Here is an 18,956-nt window from a genome sequence, read left to right as displayed (position 1 = left end):
TCTCAATCTAACAAAGCCAGGGTCTGCCAATGCATCAGCAATTCGGCGCAGACACTGGCGGCAATAATCGCCGGGTGTTTGGCGTGTAAACCGGGTAAGCCTATCGGGCAGCGCAGGCGCGCAAGTTGCGCCGGCGCAATGCCGCGCTGCTGCAGGCGGCGGGTAAAGCGCGTCGCTTTGCTGGCGGAGCCGATCAGGCCCAGAAATGCGGGCCGGCTGTCTTCCTGCGCCAGCGTGAGCGCGCATAATTCCAGATCAAGCTGGTGATTGTGGCTCATGATTAAGAGCGCGTCTGGTTTCTCGTGCCCGCTTTGCTTGAGCCAGGCGGCCAGCGCGGCGGGCGAATATTCATCCAGATAATGCACATCGGGGGCCGCCTGTAAGTGCGGCGGCAGATGGGCAAACGCATCGGCGCGGCTGTCGGCCCAGGTGACGCGGCAGGGCAGGGGCAAGAGCGCTTGCAGCAGCGCGGCGCCAACATGGCCGGCGCCGTAGATCAACACATGCGCTGCCGGCGCGCCCAGCGCAATGCGCAAGCTGGCGCGGGCATTTTGTTGCGCCGCTTCTTGCGCATCGGCGTCGGCATAGCACAATTGCTCCGCCTGCCACAGCGCTAAGCGGCAGTGCGGCGCGTCCTCCAGATACAGCGCCATGCTGCCGCGTGCGCCGCTGGCGCCGAGCGCGCGCAAGGCGTGCAATTCGGCTTGCCCCAAGCGCCGCCACAGCAGATGCACCACGCCGCCGCAACACTGTCCCAGGGACGGGCCTAAGCTGATTTTGGCCGTCTCGCTGTGCGTCCCTTGCGCCAGCATCTGGCGCGCCTGCTGCATGGCCTGCCATTCCAGCTGGCCGCCGCCGATGGTGTCAAAAGCGAAATCCGGGCCGATTAACATCGCCGCGCCAGCCGCGCGCGGGCTGGAGCCTTGGGTTGCGCTGATGCATAGCAAGATTGCGGCAGCCGGCGGCTGTGGCAGCGCGCACAAGGCCGCCAGCCAGTCTGGTCTCATGCCGCCGCCTTGGCGCGCACGAAGTCAATCGCGTCCAACAGCGCTTCGCCGCCGGCAGGCGCTTGCAGGGGCGGATTGATCTGATGTTGGGCGCAGGCGGAAACCGCGTCGCGCAGCGCGAAAAACACTGCCGCGCCCAAGACCAGGGGCGGCTCGCCCACCGCTTTTGAACCATACAGCGATTGCCGGTGGTTGACGCCCTCATATAAATTCACCCGCACATCCTGCGGCACGCAAGATACCGCCGGGATTTTATAGGTGGATGGCGCATGCGTGCGCAAACGCCCTTGTGCGTCCCACACCAGTTGTTCGGTGGTGAGCCAGCCCATGCCCTGGACAAAGCCGCCTTCGATCTGGCCGATATCAATCGCCGGATTCAGCGATTGGCCGGCGTCATACAAAATATCGGCGCGCGTCAATTTCCATTCGCCGCTCAGGGTGTCGAGCAACACTTCGGCGACTGCGGCGCCGTGCGCAAAGTAAAAATACGGCGCGCCCTGTTTTTTCGCTGCGTCCCAGTGCAAGCCGGGGGTGGCGTAAAAACCATCTGACCACAGCTGGATGCGTGCAGCCCAGGCTTGTTGCGCCAGTGCGGCAAAGCTGATTTCGCGCCCATTGCCGCGCACCATGCCATCCATAAACAGCACTTCATCCATGCTGCAATTGAATTGGCTGGCGGCCAAGCGCGCTAAGCGCTGCCGCACATTGCGCGCGGCGTCGCGCGCGGCCCCGCCGTTCAAATCTGTGCCGCTGGAGGCCGCTGTGGCCGAGGTGTTGGGAATGCGCGCGGTGTCGGTCGGCGCGATTTTGATGGCTGACAGCGGCAAGCCGAATTCATGCGCCACCACTTGCATGACTTTGATATGCAAGCCCTGTCCCATTTCGATGCCGCCATGCGCCACCAGCACGCTGCCGTCGGTATATACATGCACCAGCGCGCCGGCCTGATTCAGCAGGCCCAGATTAAAGGCGATGCCGAATTTGACCGGGGTCAGGGCCAGCCCCTTTTGGAGATAGGCGTTTTGCTGGTTAAAGGCATTGATCGCGCTGCGGCGTGCGCGGTAATCGCTGTCTTGCTCTAACTGGCGCATGAGTTGCTGCAGCAATTTGCCATCCACTTCCTGACCGTAATGGGTGGTGTTGGCCGGCGCTGCGCGGTACAGATTGGCCAGCCGCACATCCAGCGCGTCTTTGCCGAGCTTGCGGGCGATGTCGTCGAGCGCGTATTCAATCGCCATCACTCCCTGCGGGCAGCCGAAGCCGCGAAACGCAGTGTGCGACTGGGTATTGGTCTTGCAACACCAGGCTTGCGCCTGCACCGCCGGCAGAAAATAGGCATTGTCCACATGCGAGATAGCGCGGTTGGCGACCGGGGTGGAGAGGTCATGCGAAAAGCCGCACGACAGCAGCATTTGCACATCCGCCCCCAAGATCATGCCCTCGCGGTCATACGCCACCCGGTATTGGTGCAGAAATGGATGGCGTTTGCCGCTGATGCAAAAATCATCATCGCGGTCTGCGCGCAGTTTGACCGGGCGCTGCAGCTTATGCGCGGCGAACGCCGCCGCTGCGGCCCAGATCGCCGATTGCGATTCCTTGCCGCCAAAGCCGCCGCCAATCCGGCGGCACAGCACTTGCACCTGATGAAAGGGCAGGGCGCAGACATGCGCCACCACATGCTGCATTTCGGTCGGATGCTGGGTTGAGCTGTACACCAGCAGCTGCCCATCTTCGCGCGGCAAGGCGTAGGCGACTTGGCCTTCCAAATAGAAATGTTCTTGTCCGCCGATGGCGAATTCACCCTGCGCCACATCATGCGCGGCGGCAAACGCGGCGTTGAGATCGCCGCGCGCCAAACTTAAGGGGGCCGAGACATACGATTGCGCCGCGTGCGCCTGTTTCACATCCAATATGGCCGGCAGCGGCTGGCAGTTGACGCGCCCAAGGCGGGCGGCGCGGCGCGCTTGTTCTTCGCTGCGGGCAATCACCAAAAACAGTGGTTGTCCGACATATTGCAGCACGCCATCCGCCAATACCGGATCGTCATGCGTCAGCGGGCCGCAGTCGTTGACGCCCGGAATATCCGCCGCCAGATACACCGCCTGCACGCCGGGGGCGCTGCGCACTGCTTGCAAATCAATCGACAGAATCTGCGCGTGCGCGTGTTCAGACAGACCGAAGGCGCCATACAGCGTGCCCGGCAATTCGGCGATATCGTCGGTGTATTCGGCCCGTCCCTGGACTTGCAAATGGGCTGAGTCTTGCGGCGCCGGGGCGCCGAGACTGTGCGTGCTTCTGATTTTTTTCATACAGCCTCCGCGCTGGCGGCGCTTAATTCACAGGCGGCGGCAGGCAAGCCGGCGCCGCTTTGCAAATACGCTTTGTGCAAAAGATTGCGCGCGCAGCGCATGCGGTGCGCCGCGCTGGCGCGTAAATCGTCGAGCGGCTGAAAATCTTGCGTAAGCGCGGCTTGCGCCTGCGCCAGGGCGGCCTCATCCCACCAGCGCCCTTGCAAAGCCTGCTCTGTGGCGCGGGCGCGTTTGGGGGTGGCGGCCATGCCGCCAAAGGCGATGCGCGCGCTGTGAATGCGGCGCTGGCCATCTGCTTCTGGCGCAAAGTGCAAATGAATCGCCGCCGCCACGCTGGAAATATCCTGGTCAAAACGTTTCGCGATTTTCCACACAAACAAGGCGCGCGCTTGCCCGTCCGGCAGCGGCAGCAAGATGCGCAGCAATAATTCATCCGCGCCCAGATCTTTGCGCTGATAGCCCAGATAAAAATCTTCCAGCGCGAGTTGGCGCAGGGCGATGCGGCCATCTTGCAGACGGCCCAATTCAATCCGCGCGCCAAGCGCAATCAAGAGCGGCATGGCGTCGCCGATCGGCGAGCCATTCGCCAGATTGCCGCCGATGGAGCCGGCGTTGCGCACCGGGTGCGAGGCAAAGCGCTGATGATATTCTTCCAGCTGCGGCCAGTGCTGGCGCATGCTCAGCCAAAAGCGGTTCAGATCGCACATGGCGCCGATGTGCAATTCGTGTTCTGTGCTGTGGATTTCCTGCAAAGCATCGATTTTGCCCAGATAGAGGAGCTGCGGCAGCTGGCGCAATTGTTTATTGAGCCAGATACCGACATCGGTGCCGCCGGCCAGCACGCAGGCGTCCGGGTGCGCGGCGCGCAAGCGCAAAGCTTGTTCCACGCTGCGCGGCGCGAACAGAGTGCAGCGCGGGTGGCTGTGGCTGGCGCCTTGCGCATCGTGCAGCGCGGCTAATTGGGGGGTGAGGGTGGCCGGATCAAAGATGGTTTGCGGCGTATAGTCTTGCATTTTCAAGCCGGCTTCGATCAAGGGCTTGTAGCCGGTGCAGCGGCACAGATTGCCGGACAGGGCTTCGACCACTTGCGCGCGTTGCGGCTTGGCGCAGCGCAGCTGCAAATCCGCCAGCGAGACGGCAAAACCCGGTGTGCAAAAGCCGCATTGCGAACCGTGGCAGTCCAATATCGCTTGCTGGGCCGGATGTAATTGCCCGCCTTGCGCCAAATCTTCCACCGTCCACACCGCGCAGCCATCCAGCGCGCCCAGATACTGCATGCAGGCGTTGACGCTGGCCGTCTTAAGTTCGCCTTGCGCGAAGCGCGTCACCAGCACGGTGCAGGCGCCGCAATCGCCTTCCGCGCAGCCTTCTTTGCTGCCGCAGCTGTCGGCGTGGCGGCGCAGGTATTGCAGTAATGAGAGATCCGGCGGCAGGTCGTGAATCTGCTGCAATTGTCCATGCAGATACAGGCGGATAGGGCGGGAGGGCAATTCTTGCGCAGAATCCATGCTGCTCATATCAGAAAACTCCAGTGAAAATCGGGCCAGAGGCGTCGCTGAGGGCCCATGGCGCTTGTCGGGCTTGGCGAAAAAGCAGCAGCGTTTTTCACAGTTCGACAGGCTGCCAGCCGTAAGGCGTGCGCAGGAAAAAACCGGGCAAGTGTAGCATTGCGTCAAGCTGCTTCAATACAAGGCGGCTGATGCCGCTTATTGTTCTGTTGCAATATCAATACATGACTGATTGCCATCTGGCAACTTGTTGCAAGCAAATCGGATTTTTATGTCAATGCGTCAATTTGCCGCACATAAAGCAGTTTGATCGACTAACATGCAGCAGCGGTCCAGGCCGCTTGCAGTTCCTTACACGCTTGCCCGACCGGCTTTGGAACCACACCCAGGCACTTGAAAAAGAAACAAGGAGAGTCAACCATGCATGCGCAACAACCCCGCTCGCGTTTCATTCCCACACTGTTGACATTTTCACTGGCGGCTGCATTTGCGCTGCCAGCCGGCGCTGCTGAATATGTGCGCCAGAGTGTGACAGATTTCAATAAAGATCCGGCCAAGGTGAAAGCCTTCAAGACCGCGATGACCAAGATGCACGCAAACAATAATAAAAAGCGTGATACCGTTGATTTTTACAACAGCTGGGAATATTGGGCCAACACCCATGGCTGGCTGGGCACAGGCCCGAATGCCGCCGGCACCGCCGCCACCTATGTCAAGCGCACTGCCGACCGCAACTGCCCCGGTTCTGCGATGGGGGAAGCGACTTGCCGCAAATATTATGTGCATCTGAAAGACTCGACCCTGCCCAATGACGGTTTCACCAATCAAGTCTGGGGCACTTGCCAGCACGGCAGCAATACCTTCCTGCCCTGGCATCGCATGTATCTGCATTATTTTGAACGCACCTTGCGCAAACTCTCCGGCGACGCCAACTTCGCCCTGCCGTACTGGAATTATTTTGGCGAAATGAGCAAGGGCGGGCTGCAGCTGCCGGCGCTGGTGCGCGGCAAGAGCGCTGTGCCGTTTTATGATGAATGGCGCACCCCCGGCTTGAATGAAAACACCACCACCATGGACGCGCAAAGCGCATCAGCGGCGCAAGCCTTCCGCGCCACCACCTTCCTTGACTTCCAACGCCGCATCGAAGGCCAGCCGCACGGCTCGATGCACTGCGCGGTAGGGTCGGGCTGCGCCGCGCCGGATATCGGCCAGGTGCCGCTGGCGGGCTGGGATCCGGTGTTCTATATGCATCATGCCAATATCGACCGTTTATGGCAGTGCTGGATGGTGCAAAAAGCCGGCGGCAAAACCATTGATCTGGCCTGGGCCAAGGCCAATCTGGGCATGCCGGACGCCTGGTATCAGACCGAATATGTGTTTGCGGATGAAAACGGGCAGAAGGCGACGATGAAGATCGAAGATTTGTTCAAACCTGGCGTGATTGAAAGCCGTTACGACAATGACAAAGCCTGCCAGATCAGTCCGCCGACAGTGCGCACCGCACTGATTGCCGGCACTGATGTGCCGGGCATTGCGCTGGACGCGGCCAAAGCCAAAGGTACGGTGTCGCTCAAGGGCAAACAGACCTTGATGGAGTTTGACGCGCCGCAAAAACTGACCCGCTCAGCTGAAAGCGCAGCCGAAGCCAAACCGGCGCCGGTGCATCTGGTGCTGGAAAACGTGGATATCGTGGGCAATCCGGGCGTGAGCTATAAAGTGTTCCTGGCCTCAAAAGCAGATCCGAAGCGCATGTCATATGTCGCCACCATCAGCTATTTTGGCAAACTGGAGCCGACCGGCCATGATCATCCGCATGCTGATGGCTCCACCGGCAAGATCGGCACCTTGCGTTACGATGTGACGGAAAACATGCATGAACTCAGCGCCTCTTCGGCGGCGGATGTCAGCGTGCAATTCGTCCCCAGCAATCTGACCACCAAGAAAGTGGTGGAAAAGACCACACAGGGATCGGTGACGATGACGGGCATGCGCCTGGAAAACGCGCCGGAACAGAAATAAACGCGCTGGTTTGACGCGGCAAAACGGGCGGTGATTTGGCGCAGCCAACACCGCCCGGCTGGCTGATATTCCGGTCTGCCGCTCAAAAGCATACGCAAGGCAGCGCTGTGAGTTTGTGGTGGGCGCGAGGTGAGTCGCGAAAACCGGCGGCGGATATGGCGCGGCGCCTATTCGCGGCTAAAGCCGATCCGTTTTTTTGCCAATCACATATCCTTTTGCCGCTTTGCGCTCTCAGCAAAACCATAGCGGCATCATTCTTCATAATTGCGGGGCAAAAGCGGGCGGCAGGGAGGTGATAAGATGCCATCCCGGAAGATCAATGCAGCAGGCCAGAGAAGGCCCGGGAGCAGCTTTCGCCGCGCATGGCCAGCGCACAATCGCATCCGCCATTTTGCCTGGCAGAACCCGCCACATGCCGGCAGCACAATAAAAAAAGGCGCTTATCCAGCGCCTTTTTTATCCACATCGCCGCTTACTTGCGTTTGAGCAAGCCGCCATTATCCAGCACCACTTTTTCGCCGCGCTTCCAGGCCGGTTTGTCATTCATACGCAGAGTTTGCACCGAACCATCTTCCATCTTCACCACCACGTCATACACCGTTTTGCCGCTGGCGCTTTTCTTTTCGATTTCATTGCCGATCACGCCGCCGGCTGCGGCGCCAGCCACGGTGGCCAGCTTTTTGCCATCGCCGCCGCCAACTTGATTGCCCAGCACGCCGCCCACCACCGCACCGGCCACAGCGCCCACGCCCGTGGTTTCCGCCGGCAGTTGTACCGTATTCACCGCCTGCACTACGCCGCAATTGCTGCACACGCCACGCGCTTGGCTGGATGTTTTGCTTTGCGTGCCGCTTTTTACGGTGTGGTGTTCATGCTCGTGCTCATGCTCGTGCTGGTGATCGTCATGTTTATGCTTTTTCTTTTCATGCCCGGGCGGGTTATGCCAGGGTTCGTGGTGGGCTAAGATGGTGACGACTTCCGCGCCGCGCGGCACATAGGTGAAGCCCTTGGTGTTGACATCGGCCTGTGCGCACAGCGGCAGCAGAACCAGCAAAGAGATGAGCAGCTTATTCATGGGAAATGTGTTTGGCTGAATAGAAACGGCGCATTGTATCTTTTTTAAGCAGCGGCGCCATTAGATGCAATGCACAGAGGGTAAATTCTGATAGGTTTTGCGCGCTGGCCAATGGGCAGCCCTCATACGCCCCACAGCAAAAATCCCACCAGCGCCAGATTCAAGAGCAGCATGCCGCCAGGCATCAGCCAGTCGGGGGCAAAACTGTCCGGCGGAATGTGGCAGGCGGCGATATTGGCCAGCTTTTCCACATTTTGCGGCAAATTGTCAGCCCCCGGTTCATATTCGCGCCATGCTTGCAGCAAAGCGGCGGCGAGGCGGGAATCTTCAAATTTTCCGGCGCTAAGGCGGATCAGGCGCGGCAGTTCCGGGCTGTGCAGACAGGCTTGCAGCGCTTGCATTTGCGCTTGCGCCTGGGCTTGCGCTTCTGCACTGCCGGGCGCATGGCGCAGCTGGATGCTGTCGGCTTGCGGCAGCGGCATGCGGTGCAATAAATATTGCAGTAAATGGCCCATGTGTTTGCGCGCTAACAGATCCAGCGCACTGGCCATGCCCTGGCTTTGTCCGACCACAATCCATGCCGAGATGCAGGCCAGCAGGACGATTTGCAGCAAGGTGGCGGACGTTTTGCCGTCTTGTATCAGCACGCTGGCGCCAAACAGCAGGGCGGCATTGAGCAGCAAGCCAAACACGCTCCAGCCGATCAGGCGCGAAAGGAAGATGGCCAGCATCTTGGCCCCGGTTTGGGCCAGGATGCTGATTTTGTTGCGGGTTGACATGGCGCCCCCTCAGACTGGTGGAAGATCAGGCCGGCTTTATTCTTTGATGACCAGCTCGCCATTCACGATTCTGGCGCGCAATTCGACCGTGCGTATCATCTCGCGCCAAGCCGGGGTATGTGCGCTTTTATCCGCCGGGGTGGTGCTTAAGGTGAAACTCAGATGCTGCGGGCGCGAGGCGTAAATCACTTCGCGGATGAAAAAACAGCGCGCCTCATCCGGCTGCCAGGTGTAATCCAGCCAGCAGTAGGTGAGGGGATCGAAGTTGTCGCGCTTGAGCAGTAATTGGAAGCCGGGAAACTGGGCGATTTGCTTGAGTCGGTCGGCGATGAAGTCGTCAAATGGTTTATCCAGCGGGCAGTTAAGCCGCATAATGGTCAGGCTGGCCGGGCCTGCCGCTTCACCGCCCGGCAGGTGAAAGCGCTGCACGGTGTGGTCTTCCCATTGTGGCGGCAGGGTGAATTCGCCTTCGTTAAAGATAAATTTGGGCATGTCGGACTGGCAATGTGATAGGGTGCCGGCATTGTAGCGAAAAGCGCGCCCATCGTGCGCGATGTGTGCACGATGCCTTCAGTTCCAGTAGGCAATCGTTAAGACCACAATCAAATTCACACTCAGCATGATGGCCGGCAACCACAGATCCGGCTCAAACCAGGCGCCATCGCTGTGCTCGGCAATCACATTCGCTGCTTCTTTGGCGCTCTCGGCGCGGCCTTTGGCCCCGTTTTTATAGTCCATCCGGGTTTGCCATAAGGCCGCGCTCATGCGCGAGTCAGCAAACATCAGATGCAAAGCCTTGCGCGTGAGCCAGGAATAGTTGGATTGCGCAATCGCGGTTTGCAAAGCGGCTTGCTGCGCTTCCTGGCTGTCCGGCAGGGTGTCGGCGCCGCCGGCCGCAGCCGGGGTTTGCGTGTTGTCAGCAGGACGATACCATCCGGTGAGGCGCAACACGGTTTGCAGCACATCGCGCAAATGTTGCCGGGCCAGGAAGTAGATGCACTGATCCAGCCCTTGCTTGTAGCCGGTGATCCAAAAGCCGGCGATGCAAAGCAAGAGGCTCAATAAAAGCAGCAGGAGATGAAAGCTGGCCCCGGCCATGCTGAGCAAATTGCCTGCCTCATGCGGCCAGATTTTTTGCATTTGCGGGCCTAAATGCCAGAAAAGATAAATATTCACCGCCAGGCCGAATACGCTCCAACCCAATACCCGGCTGGCCAAGAGCCAGCCTAAGCGGGCCCCGGTGAGGACGATTTGCATGCCGGATTTGGCGTAAGCGGCCATGCCGTTTTTTTCATTTTCCGGGTCGGGGGCGCCGTTTGCGGCGGAATCAGATTGATCTGTTTGCATTGAATTCAGGGGGGGGGGGAATAAGCTGCACGCATTGTATCTGTTTCGCAGCTCATCCGGGCAATTCAATGTGGAAGGTGGTGGCTTGTTGCGGTATCGAGTCAAAACCGATGATGCCGCCCATTTGCTCAATCAGCGCTTTGGAGATCGCCAAACCCAGCCCGGCCCCGCCTTTGGCGCGGGTGTCTGAGCTGTCTTGTTGTGAGAATTTCTGGAAAATCTTGGCCTTGAATTCCGGCCCGATGCCGGAACCGTGGTCGGTCACTTCCACCCGCAACATATCGTCGCGGCTGCTGATACGCACTTCCACCACGCCATTTGGCGGCGAAAATTTGGCGGCATTTGAGAGTAAATTCGCCATCACTTGCATAAAACGCATGGCGTCCAGTTTGACTTGCCGGCTGGGGGCAATCTCAATCTGCAAGTGGTATTGCACGCCGTAGTTGGCGGCATAGCTTTGGTTTTCTTCGAGCGCGCGTTGCACCAGCTCGACCAAGGACAGCCATTGCAAATTGAATTCCATTTTGCCGGAGGCGATTTTGTCGATATCCAGCAAATCATTGATTAATTGCAGCAGACGCAGGCAATTGCTTTGCGCCACGGTGAGCAATTTTTGCGATTGGGGCGTGATCTGGCCGGCGGCGCCGCCCAGGATCAGACCCAGGGCGCCGCGAATCGAGGTCAGCGGGGTGCGCAATTCATGGCTGACGGTGGAAATGAATTCGCTCTTCATTTTGTCTGTGCGGCTGCGCTCCTGGGCCAGGCGCGCTTCGCTTTGTTTGCGCATATCGATATCGAGCAGGATGCCGCGCAGCCGGCTTTGGCCATCGTCTTGCGCTAAGCTGCCGATTTCTTCCAACCACAGCCATGTCCCATCCGGTTTTTGTAAACGGTATTCGATTTGATAATTGTCACCCGTTGCGCCCTGGCTGATGTGCCGGCGCGCCGCCTGCAATGCGGGCCAATCTTCGGCATGAATATGGCTTTGCCAAAAGTCTGGCGCCAGCCATTGCGCCTGCGACCAGCCGGTCACGCTGGCGCTTTGCGGTGATAAATAGTGCAGGGTGAAGTGTTCCGGCGCGGCTTCCCAATAAATCACGCGCGCCCCTTCCACCAGCAAACGATAGCGCGCTTCGGTTTCTTGCTGCAGTTTTTGGTGTTGCTCGTGCAATTTGTCCAGCATGTGGTTGATCGATTGCGCCAGGCTGTTGACTTCATGGCTGCCGGCGACTTGCGCGCGCATCTGGCCAAAACCGTTTTGCACGATGCTGCGGGCGAAATCATCCAGTTCGCGCACATCGCGCGTGAGCGCCGGCGCCAAACGCAAGCCCAGCGCCAGCACAATCAGGCTGGCCCCGGCGGCAAACAACAGGATCAAGCCCAGGCTGGTTTCTCTGGCGTCGCTGATTGACTGCCCTTGCGCCTGCCATAGTTTTAAGCCCAGACTTTGCATCGCCGGCGGGGTGCGCAAGACTATCAATTCGCCGGCGCCGGCAGGCGCGCGCTGTGTTCCCCAGAGTAATTTTCCTGTCACCAGTTTTTGCAGATCATCCAAGGCGATTTTGTACACCAGCGCGCCTTCCGGGCTTTGGGTGCGGGAGTACACCATCAAGCCGCTCATCAACAGCCAGCTGCGATTGCTCTGCGTGAAGATGCTGGTTTGCGCCTGACCGCTCTGAATTTGCGCTTGCAGCCAGCTGTTTTGCGCGGCATCAAGCGCGATATCGCCGATGCTGGCGATGGGCTTGCCTTCAAAATCAGCAAACAGGATGTGCAGCGTAATTCCGTTGATGCTGCGCATATCGCGCAAATAGGGGTGCAGATACATTTGCCGCCCGGCGCTGTCCACCAGGGCGTTCGCCATCAGGCTGGAATTGGCGGCTTCATTGAGGCGTTTATCCAAGGCGGTGAGGGCGATTTGCAAGACCTGGGCGTTCATACCGGCTTCGCGCTGGGTCAGGATGCGTGTGGCCAGTTGTTGCTGGCGCTCAATCAGCAACCAGGAACTTAAGGCAGACAACAGCAGCACCGCGCCGCTCAGGGCGGCGGCGGCATAGGCAAAGCGGTGGGCCAGGCTGCGTTGTCCGGCCATTATTTTTGCGCCGGAATCAATACGCCGTCACTGCGGTAGCGCGCCATCAATAATTCATCTGCGCTCAGTGCTTCGTGCCGGCCCGGCGTGAATGCGGGGGCATAACTTTTCACCAGACCGCGCCAGGGTTTGAGTTTTTCCAATGCGTTGCGGATGCTGTTGCGGTCGGTTGAGCCGGCCTGGTTGACGGCCTGCGCCAGCAAATGCGTCATGTCGTAGGCGTGCGCCACACCCACCGGGGCTTGGATTTCATCAATCCGGCGGATCTCTGAGATTTCCGCCAGATATTTCATAAAACGCGCCAGCACGGTTTTGTCAGCTGTGAAGAAACTGAAAGTCTGAATCACCGACAAATCGACCTCACGCAAGGCGGGGCCGGCGGTTTTGGCGAAATCGCCGCCGGTGATGCCCCAGTGGCTGAATACCGGCAAGCGCCGGTTGGGCGGCAAGGCGGCGATTTCTTTCATTAAAATCGCCGCCTCCACATCATTGGCCACCAGCAAAACCGCTTGCGCGCCGGCGTCTTGCAGTTTTTGATATGGGGCCAGCAAACTCGGATCTTTCCAGTTATACCAGGCGAGATCGACGATTTTCTGACGGCTTTGCGTGAGGATGTATTTTTCCGCCGCCGCCTTATTGCTGCGTCCCCAGGCGGTATTGGTGAGCAGCAGTCCGACTTTATCAAACCCGCGCACAGCGGCGGCTTGCAACATCTTGGGCATGGCCAGATTGTCGCGCAAGCTCAAACGGAACACATAATTGGGCTGCATATTGTTGTCGATGATCGGGTCAGCGGATGACCAGACCGCCAAAAACGGAATCTGCAATTCCTGGATTTTGGGTAATTGTTCGATGATCACGGGCGAAAAACGGGCCCCAAACACCGCCACCAGATTCGGCAAGGCCGCCAGTTCGCTCAAATTACGGATGCCGCGCGCCGGCATGGCGCGATTATCACGCGTCGCCAGTTCAAGCTGACGGCCATTCAATACGCCGCCGTTGGCGTTGATTTCCGCCATGGCGACTTTGATGCCCAATTCCACGGCCTGAGCCGAATAGCTGTTTTCAAGCCCGAATTCGGCATCCAGGCCAATGATGACAGCGTTGTTGGATTTGATCTGGGGGGCTGGAGCGGGGGCGGGGGCAGCCAAGGCCAGGGGAGTACTGCTGATTGCCGCAAGGGCAAGCGGCGCATTGCGCGCAAGGCTTGCCAGAAATTTGCGGCGTCTTAACGATAATTTCTGCATCTGACACACCCCTTCTCACGCGCCTGACGGCAATTCCAGAAATGTGCTGGACAGTTAAAGACACTGCAACCATGCTTTTGATAATAGCGCGTTTTATCAGATATGTGTTAGCTTGCTTGCCTGGATGCATTTTTTCTCTGGAATTGTTGCAAGCAGTCGCGCAGCTTTGCTGTTGCGGGGTGAGGGCGGATATAATTTACCTTTGTTTGTCTGGCGCATTCGTCACAATTGCATCAAGTCCGGCGTTGCAAAATGCGCGTCTTTTCCTGTCACCTGTTTTCACGCCTTTGGCGTCTGCCGCATGTCTGATCAAAAGCCTTTGCCTGATTCCAGGCGCCGTTTTTTCCTCAAAGCTTCCGGCGCCACGCTTTCCGCCGGCGCGAGTGCAAGCGCCGCAGCCGCCACAGTGGCCGAATCCTCCTCCCGTGTATTCGATTTGCGCACTGAAGCGTTGCCTTTGGTGCGCTTTGGCTTGATCGGGGTTGGCCAGCGTGGCGGTTTTTTGTGTAAATCCCTGACCGCGATTGAGGGCTGCCGCATTACCGCGATTGCCGACCCGGACGCCGCCGTCTTGCAGCGCGCCGCCGCGTATGTTGAAAAAGCCGGCCAGCCTAAGCCCGTGTTGTATGGCGGCGGCGAGCGCGATTATCTGAAATTGCTGGAGCGCAAAGATGTCGATGCGGTGATCATCGCCACCCCCTGGGAGTGGCATGTGCGGATGAGTGTGGACGCGATGAACGCCGGCAAACATGCGTTTGTCGAAGTGCCGGCGGCAACCGATATCGAAGGTTGTTGGGAATTGGTGCAAACCGCTGAACGCACCCGGCGGCATTGCATGATGCTGGAAAATGTCTGCTATGGGCGGGAAGAGTTGATGCTCTTGAATATGGTGCGCGCCGGTTTGTTTGGCGAGCTGTTGCATGGCGAAGCCGCGTATATTCACGACTTGCGCTGGCAGATCAAGGAGCTGGAGCGCTCCACCGGTTCCTGGCGCACCTTGTGGCACACGCGCAAAAACGGCAATTTGTACCCGACCCACGGTTTAGGCCCGATTGCACAATATTTCGGCATCAATCGCGGCGACCGTTTTCTGTATCTGAATTCGCAAAGCTCGCCGGCGCGCTCCTTTGCCGCCTACAGCCAGCGAGAATTCCCACCCGAACACCCGCGCAATAAGCTGCAATACATCAATGGCGACTTGAACACCAGCCTGATCAAATGCGCTTCCGGCCGCACGATTATGCTGCAGCATGACACCGCCACCCCGCGCCCATACACGCGGCATAATTTTGTGCTGGGCACAAATGGCGCGTTTGGCGGTTTTCCGGCGCGCATTGCGCTGGAATATCTGGATGGTAAAAAACGTATGAGCGCAGATGGCAAACACGAAGCTTTCCATGAGTGGGAGCACGATATGGCGCCATGGCAAAAGCGCTTTGACCATCCTTTGTGGAAAAAACTCGAAGCGCTGGCGCTGAAAAACGGCGGCCATGGCGGCATGGATTTCATCATGCTCTGGCGCATCGTGTATTGTTTGCGTCATGGTTTGCCGCTGGATCAGGATGTGTATGACGCCGCCGCATGGTCGGCGATTTTCCCGCTCTCCTGCGCTTCGGTGGCCGATCGCGGCAACGCCAAAGATGTGCCGGATTTTACGCGCGGCGGCTGGCAGAGCGCCAAGCCGTGGCCGGTGGTGGATATTCAGTTATAAAGTGTGTGGCAATATGAAAAAAGCATGTATTCTGGCCGGGCTGATGCTTGGCGCGAGCCTGTCTGCACTGGCGATCACGCCGCCGCAGGCGCGCGCTGAGATCAGCCACTTGTTATCGACTCTGGAAAGCTCGGATTGTCAGTTTGGCCGCAACGGCGCCTGGTACGATGGCAAACAAGCCGCCGCCCATTTGCAAAAAAAGCGTGAATACCTGGAGCAGCGCGATCAAATCAAGTCGGCGGAAGATTTCATCAAGAAAGCGGCCAGCCAAAGCAGCACCTCGGGTGATGAATACAAGGTGCGCTGCCCTAAGCTGGCGGAACTGAAAAGCGCTGACTGGTTTCAAGGCGAGCTGAAAAAGCAAAGACTGAGTGGCAAGTAAGCTGTCTTTGCGCCTGGCCCAGGGCTTTACCGCCAAGCCCGCATTTTTGCAGCTTCGCGCACTGCAAGGCGTGCTACTTTTTTATCTGATAGTTTGAATCAGGACGCGGCGGCGGCTTTCAGCAGGGCTTTGGCCGCTGCTTCGCCGCTGCGCACAGCGCCTTCCAGTGTGGCAGGATACAGCGCTTTGGGGTCTTGCAACCAGTCGCCGGCCAGCCACAAGCCGGGCGCGGCCTCTGGCGCGGCGGGGCGCCATTTGTCAGATTCCGGCTCGCAGTTGAATGTGGCGCGCTTTTCACAAATCACGCGGCTGGCCTGCGCGTGCCGCAGTTCCGGCATCTGACATTGCGCTGCGAGTTGCGCCATGAGCTGTTGCGGCAAGGCGGCGGCGTCAATTTCCGCCGCGCTGATCACCACCGCCAGCACCCCGGCTTGCGCCGGATCAAGCCAGCCCCGGTCAAATACAAACTGCCCCGGCGCTTCTGGCGTATCGCACAGCGCGTAAAAAGGGCGCGCCAGTTTCAGTTCAGGCGCATAGCGTAAATAGCAGGTGGCGATGGCGCGCGGCGTGCAAGCCTGGAGTTGCGCCGCCAATTCCTGCACGCCGGCTTGCTGCAGCAAGGTCGCGCCTTGCCAGGGATCAGTGGCGATCAAGACCTTGCTGTATGTCCTTTGCCCTTGCTTGCTGTGCAAGAGCCAGACGCCGTCTTGCGCTTGCAGTCCGCGCACCGCACAAGCATTAAAAATACTGGCCCCGCCTGTCTTGAGCAAGCTTTCGACGGCTTGCGGCAACAGCGCGCCCAGTGCGCGGCGCGGCAACAGCATATCGCTGGCCTGACGCCGGGCGGCGCCGAGGCTGTCGCGCAAGACATGTAAAAATACCCGCGCCGAAGCCCATTCCGGCGGCGTGTTCAAGGCCGCCAGGCACAGCGGGCGCCACAGCAGGCGGTACAAATTCGGCGTTTGCGCATAACGTTCCAGCAGAGTGGTGACGCTGCAATCGACTTGCAAATCCCAATCCATCCAGCGCGCGGTGCTGGAAAAGCGCGATAAGGCCAGTTTATCTTCCCAATTCAAGCCGCGCGCCTTCAAGAGCGCTGCGAGCAAATGCAGCGGGGCCGGCCAGGCCGGCGCTTCAAACAACATGCCGCTGCCAAATGGACGTTGCTTCCAGTCCGCCTGATCAAAACCGGGGTAGGGGAATTGCAGCGGCAAGCGCAAAAATGCATCTGCTTGATTTACGCCGCAGTCTTGCAAGAGTTGCAAGGTGTGGCGGTAGGCGCCAAGCAGAATATGCTGACCATTATCGAGCGGGGTGGCGCAAATCTCAGGCAGTTCCAGACTGCGCGCACGTCCGCCCAGGCTGCGGCTGCGTTCATACAAATGCACTTGCCGGCCGCTTAAACTCAGGCGCGCAGCCGCCGCCAAACCGGCCCAGCCGGCGCCGATGACGGCGATGGCCTCAGTTGCGGACATAGGTTTTCCAGGCGATCCAGAGCTTGCGGATCGGGGTCAGGGAGATTTTTTGCTGCAGCACATGAAAGCCGTCGCGTTCGATTTCATCTAACAGGGTGTGATAAATCGCGCCCATGATCAGGCCGGTTTTTTGCGGTTTGCGGTCAGCGGGCGGCAGCAGGGCATACGCTTCCTGATACACGGCGCGTGCGCGTGCGGCTTGGAATTGCATCAGTTTGACAAAATCTTCGCTGTATTGCCCTTTGAGCAAATCAGCGGCTTTGACATTGAATTGCTGTAAATCATTGACCGGGATATAAATGCGGCCCCGGCGCGCATCTTCGCCCACATCGCGGATGATATTCGTGAGTTGCAGCGCCAGCCCCAGTTTTTCCGCATATTGCAAAGTGGCCGGGTCGGAATAGCCAAAAATGCTGGCCGATAAAATGCCGACCACGCCAGCCGCATGCCAGCAGTATTTTTGCAAACCGGGATAGTCCAGATAGCGGGTCTGATCCAAATCCATTTCCATGCCATCAATAATCGCTTGCAAGTGACGCGCCTGTAATTTGAAGCGCGTCATATGCGGCGCCAAGGCTTGCGTCACCGGATGACTGGGGTTGCCTGCCGTCATGGCGGTGACTTCGCGCCGCCACCAGGCCAGTTTATTGCGAGCCACGCTGTCGTCCGTGCATTCATCCACCACATCATCCACCTCGCGGCAAAAAGCGTACAAGGCCGTGATCGCCAGCCGTTTTTCCCTGGGCAGGAAAAGAAAGCTGTAATAAAAGCTGGAGCCGCTTTGCGCGGCTTTTTGCTGGCAATATTCGTCAGGTGACATAGGTGGCGCAGTGGCTGGCAAAAGCCGGGAGTATAGCCGAAAAAGCCTTGGCTCCGGGCTTTATGCCTGCGCGCGCATGCGCATTGCGCGCCAGATCAGCAGCAACCAGTCCGGCTTGCCAAGCTTGGGCCGGCGCTGGAACACATCGTATTGATTGGCTTCGATTTTCTCCAGAATGCGCAAACCGCCTTGCACCACCAGCCGCAATTCCCAGCCGATGCGGCCCGGCAGGCGCAGCGCCAGGTCGGCTCCGCTTAGCATCAAGTTGCGCACGCGCGCAATTTCCGCTTGCATGAGGGCGATGAAATTGGCCGGCAGAGCTGCGCCGGGGGCGCGTTTGGCCAAGCCGAACAGCGCCTCTTCGCTCAGGCCAAAAGCCGCCATCTGTTCTTGCGGCAGATAAATGCGGTCTTTTTCCAGATCGACGCCAATATCTTGCAAAAAATTAATGATTTGCAAGGCGCTGCAAATCGCATCTGATTGCGTCAGGTTGTGCGGCGTGGCGGCTTGATATAAATGCAGCATCAGGCAACCGACCGGATTGGCCGAGCGCGCGCAGTAATCCAATACCTGGGCATGGCTGGCGTAGCGCTTAATCTGCACATCTTGCATAAACGCCGAGAGCAGGGCGTGGCAGGCGGCAATCGGCAGCTGGTGCGCCTGCAGCGCCTGGGCTAAACGGATAAATAGCGGTTCGGACAAGCTGGCGCCGGCTGCAATCCGCTGCAATTGCGCTTCGTAGTGTTGCAGTGCGGCCAGGCGTTGTTGCGGCGTGGCCATGCCTTCGTCGGCAATATCGTCGGCGCTGCGCGCAAAGGCATACACTGCTTCAACCGCGCTGCGCAGACGGGCCGGCAGCAGGAATGAGGCTACCGGGAAGTTTTCATAGTGTTCGACTGGCATAGGTTCTATAGTAAGGGCAGGGGCTATACAAGGCAGGCGGTAAATGCAAGCCCGGATTCTGCAGCAATGTGTTAAAAATGTATCAAATAAATAATCGATAAATAAATGACGCGAAAGTCATTTGCAAAGAATGAAGCGCACATTATAATTGCTGACCACTAAGTCAGTAATTTATGCATGGCGCATTGCATTGTACTGTCTTGCTTCCTGAGTCTTTGTGTCCCGGCTGCGAAAAAATCCGCAGCCACAACCGGAAAAGGATTTTGCCGTGTCAGATCAACG

The 18,956-nt window shown here is 58.7% G+C and carries 15 protein-coding genes; 3 read left to right on the top strand and 12 right to left on the bottom strand.

The window, feature by feature from the left end; genetic code table 11:
* Positions 1 to 2: 2 nt before the first annotated feature.
* Genes xdhC through xdhA form a run of 3 tightly spaced genes read right to left on the bottom strand, consistent with a single transcriptional unit; the run spans position 3 to position 4,833 of the window.
* Entirely contained in the window at positions 3 to 1,007 is a 1,005-nt protein-coding gene (gene xdhC / locus V8J88_RS10205; RefSeq protein ID WP_338849368.1) for a xanthine dehydrogenase accessory protein XdhC, read from the bottom strand.
* Positions 1,004 to 3,316 carry a xanthine dehydrogenase molybdopterin binding subunit gene (xdhB, locus tag V8J88_RS10200; protein WP_338849366.1) on the bottom strand — a complete coding sequence of 771 codons (2,313 nt, stop codon included), beginning with the start codon at positions 3,314 to 3,316 and terminating at the stop codon, positions 1,004 to 1,006. The genes xdhC and xdhB overlap by 4 nt, the downstream gene beginning before the upstream one ends.
* Complete coding sequence (gene xdhA / locus V8J88_RS10195) at positions 3,313 to 4,833, bottom strand: xanthine dehydrogenase small subunit (protein ID WP_338849365.1); 1,521 nt, start codon at positions 4,831 to 4,833, stop codon at positions 3,313 to 3,315. Before xdhA ends, xdhB begins: the two co-directional genes overlap by 4 nt.
* Positions 4,834 to 5,244: 411 nt before the next feature.
* Here xdhA and V8J88_RS10190 point away from each other — a divergent pair, with 411 nt between their 5' ends.
* Positions 5,245 to 6,843 (top strand): tyrosinase family protein, encoded by a 1,599-nt coding sequence (locus tag V8J88_RS10190; RefSeq protein ID WP_338849363.1) that lies wholly within the window; start codon positions 5,245 to 5,247, stop codon positions 6,841 to 6,843.
* A gap of 472 nt (positions 6,844 to 7,315) precedes the next feature.
* Here the strand turns inward: V8J88_RS10190 and V8J88_RS10185 are convergent, their stop codons facing one another.
* From V8J88_RS10185 to V8J88_RS10160, 6 genes are all read right to left on the bottom strand, one after another.
* Positions 7,316 to 7,918, bottom strand: coding sequence for a glycine zipper 2TM domain-containing protein (locus tag V8J88_RS10185; protein WP_338849362.1), 603 nt, complete (start codon positions 7,916 to 7,918; stop codon positions 7,316 to 7,318).
* A 122-nt stretch (positions 7,919 to 8,040) separates the two neighbouring features.
* Positions 8,041 to 8,697: a hypothetical protein gene (locus tag V8J88_RS10180; protein ID WP_338849360.1), complete on the bottom strand. Its 657-nt coding sequence runs from the start codon at positions 8,695 to 8,697 to the stop codon at positions 8,041 to 8,043.
* Between the two features lie 36 nt (positions 8,698 to 8,733).
* On the bottom strand, positions 8,734 to 9,189 hold the full coding sequence (locus V8J88_RS10175) for a DcrB-related protein (protein WP_338849358.1): 456 nt from the start codon (positions 9,187 to 9,189) through the stop codon (positions 8,734 to 8,736).
* Between the two features lie 78 nt (positions 9,190 to 9,267).
* Positions 9,268 to 10,044, bottom strand: a complete 777-nt coding sequence (locus V8J88_RS10170; protein ID WP_338849357.1) for a hypothetical protein — start codon at positions 10,042 to 10,044, stop codon at positions 9,268 to 9,270.
* Between the two features lie 52 nt (positions 10,045 to 10,096).
* Positions 10,097 to 12,136: an ATP-binding protein gene (locus V8J88_RS10165; RefSeq protein WP_338849355.1), complete on the bottom strand. Its 2,040-nt coding sequence runs from the start codon at positions 12,134 to 12,136 to the stop codon at positions 10,097 to 10,099.
* Positions 12,136 to 13,383: an ABC transporter substrate-binding protein gene (locus V8J88_RS10160; RefSeq protein WP_338849353.1), complete on the bottom strand. Its 1,248-nt coding sequence runs from the start codon at positions 13,381 to 13,383 to the stop codon at positions 12,136 to 12,138. The genes V8J88_RS10165 and V8J88_RS10160 overlap by 1 nt, the downstream gene beginning before the upstream one ends.
* Before the next feature lie 301 nt (positions 13,384 to 13,684).
* On the opposite strand from V8J88_RS10160, the gene V8J88_RS10155 reads away from it, so the two are divergent.
* Positions 13,685 to 15,094 carry a Gfo/Idh/MocA family oxidoreductase gene (locus tag V8J88_RS10155; protein ID WP_338849352.1) on the top strand — a complete coding sequence of 470 codons (1,410 nt, stop codon included), beginning with the start codon at positions 13,685 to 13,687 and terminating at the stop codon, positions 15,092 to 15,094.
* A 13-nt stretch (positions 15,095 to 15,107) separates the two neighbouring features.
* Positions 15,108 to 15,476 carry a DUF5329 family protein gene (locus V8J88_RS10150; RefSeq protein WP_338849351.1) on the top strand — a complete coding sequence of 123 codons (369 nt, stop codon included), beginning with the start codon at positions 15,108 to 15,110 and terminating at the stop codon, positions 15,474 to 15,476.
* A 98-nt stretch (positions 15,477 to 15,574) separates the two neighbouring features.
* Here the strand turns inward: V8J88_RS10150 and hpnE are convergent, their stop codons facing one another.
* From hpnE to hpnC, 3 genes are read right to left on the bottom strand one after another with little or no spacing between them, the layout of a single operon-like run.
* Complete coding sequence (gene hpnE / locus V8J88_RS10145; RefSeq protein ID WP_338849349.1) at positions 15,575 to 16,951, bottom strand: hydroxysqualene dehydroxylase HpnE; 1,377 nt, start codon at positions 16,949 to 16,951, stop codon at positions 15,575 to 15,577.
* A complete protein-coding gene (gene hpnD / locus V8J88_RS10140) occupies positions 16,938 to 17,771 on the bottom strand; it encodes a presqualene diphosphate synthase HpnD (RefSeq protein WP_338849347.1) in 834 nt (277 codons plus the stop codon). The genes hpnE and hpnD overlap by 14 nt, the downstream gene beginning before the upstream one ends.
* A gap of 60 nt (positions 17,772 to 17,831) precedes the next feature.
* A complete protein-coding gene (hpnC, locus tag V8J88_RS10135; RefSeq protein WP_338849346.1) occupies positions 17,832 to 18,674 on the bottom strand; it encodes a squalene synthase HpnC in 843 nt (280 codons plus the stop codon).
* Positions 18,675 to 18,956 lie beyond the last annotated feature (282 nt).

Origin of the sequence: Massilia sp. W12 (genome assembly GCF_037300705.1) — a bacterium.
In the GTDB taxonomy this organism is placed as follows: Bacteria; Pseudomonadota; Gammaproteobacteria; order Burkholderiales; family Burkholderiaceae_D; genus JACPVY01.
Note: the sequence above shows the minus strand (reverse complement) of the source record. Positions and strands in the feature narration are given on the sequence as shown.

What these genes read in the sequence shown, in the direction of transcription:
- xdhC (WP_338849368.1), bottom strand. Translation starts at nt 1,007, where the DNA reads ATGAGACCAGACTGGCTGGCGGCCTTGTGCGCGCTGCCACAGCCGCCG.
- xdhB (WP_338849366.1), bottom strand. Translation starts at nt 3,316, where the DNA reads ATGAAAAAAATCAGAAGCACGCACAGTCTCGGCGCCCCGGCGCCGCAA.
- xdhA (WP_338849365.1), bottom strand. Translation starts at nt 4,833, where the DNA reads ATGAGCAGCATGGATTCTGCGCAAGAATTGCCCTCCCGCCCTATCCGC.
- V8J88_RS10190 (WP_338849363.1), top strand. Translation starts at nt 5,245, where the DNA reads ATGCATGCGCAACAACCCCGCTCGCGTTTCATTCCCACACTGTTGACA.
- V8J88_RS10185 (WP_338849362.1), bottom strand. Translation starts at nt 7,918, where the DNA reads ATGAATAAGCTGCTCATCTCTTTGCTGGTTCTGCTGCCGCTGTGCGCA.
- V8J88_RS10180 (WP_338849360.1), bottom strand. Translation starts at nt 8,697, where the DNA reads ATGTCAACCCGCAACAAAATCAGCATCCTGGCCCAAACCGGGGCCAAG.
- V8J88_RS10175 (WP_338849358.1), bottom strand. Translation starts at nt 9,189, where the DNA reads ATGCCCAAATTTATCTTTAACGAAGGCGAATTCACCCTGCCGCCACAA.
- V8J88_RS10170 (WP_338849357.1), bottom strand. Translation starts at nt 10,044, where the DNA reads ATGCAAACAGATCAATCTGATTCCGCCGCAAACGGCGCCCCCGACCCG.
- V8J88_RS10165 (WP_338849355.1), bottom strand. Translation starts at nt 12,136, where the DNA reads ATGGCCGGACAACGCAGCCTGGCCCACCGCTTTGCCTATGCCGCCGCC.
- V8J88_RS10160 (WP_338849353.1), bottom strand. Translation starts at nt 13,383, where the DNA reads ATGCAGAAATTATCGTTAAGACGCCGCAAATTTCTGGCAAGCCTTGCG.
- V8J88_RS10155 (WP_338849352.1), top strand. Translation starts at nt 13,685, where the DNA reads ATGTCTGATCAAAAGCCTTTGCCTGATTCCAGGCGCCGTTTTTTCCTC.
- V8J88_RS10150 (WP_338849351.1), top strand. Translation starts at nt 15,108, where the DNA reads ATGAAAAAAGCATGTATTCTGGCCGGGCTGATGCTTGGCGCGAGCCTG.
- hpnE (WP_338849349.1), bottom strand. Translation starts at nt 16,951, where the DNA reads ATGTCCGCAACTGAGGCCATCGCCGTCATCGGCGCCGGCTGGGCCGGT.
- hpnD (WP_338849347.1), bottom strand. Translation starts at nt 17,771, where the DNA reads ATGTCACCTGACGAATATTGCCAGCAAAAAGCCGCGCAAAGCGGCTCC.
- hpnC (WP_338849346.1), bottom strand. Translation starts at nt 18,674, where the DNA reads ATGCCAGTCGAACACTATGAAAACTTCCCGGTAGCCTCATTCCTGCTG.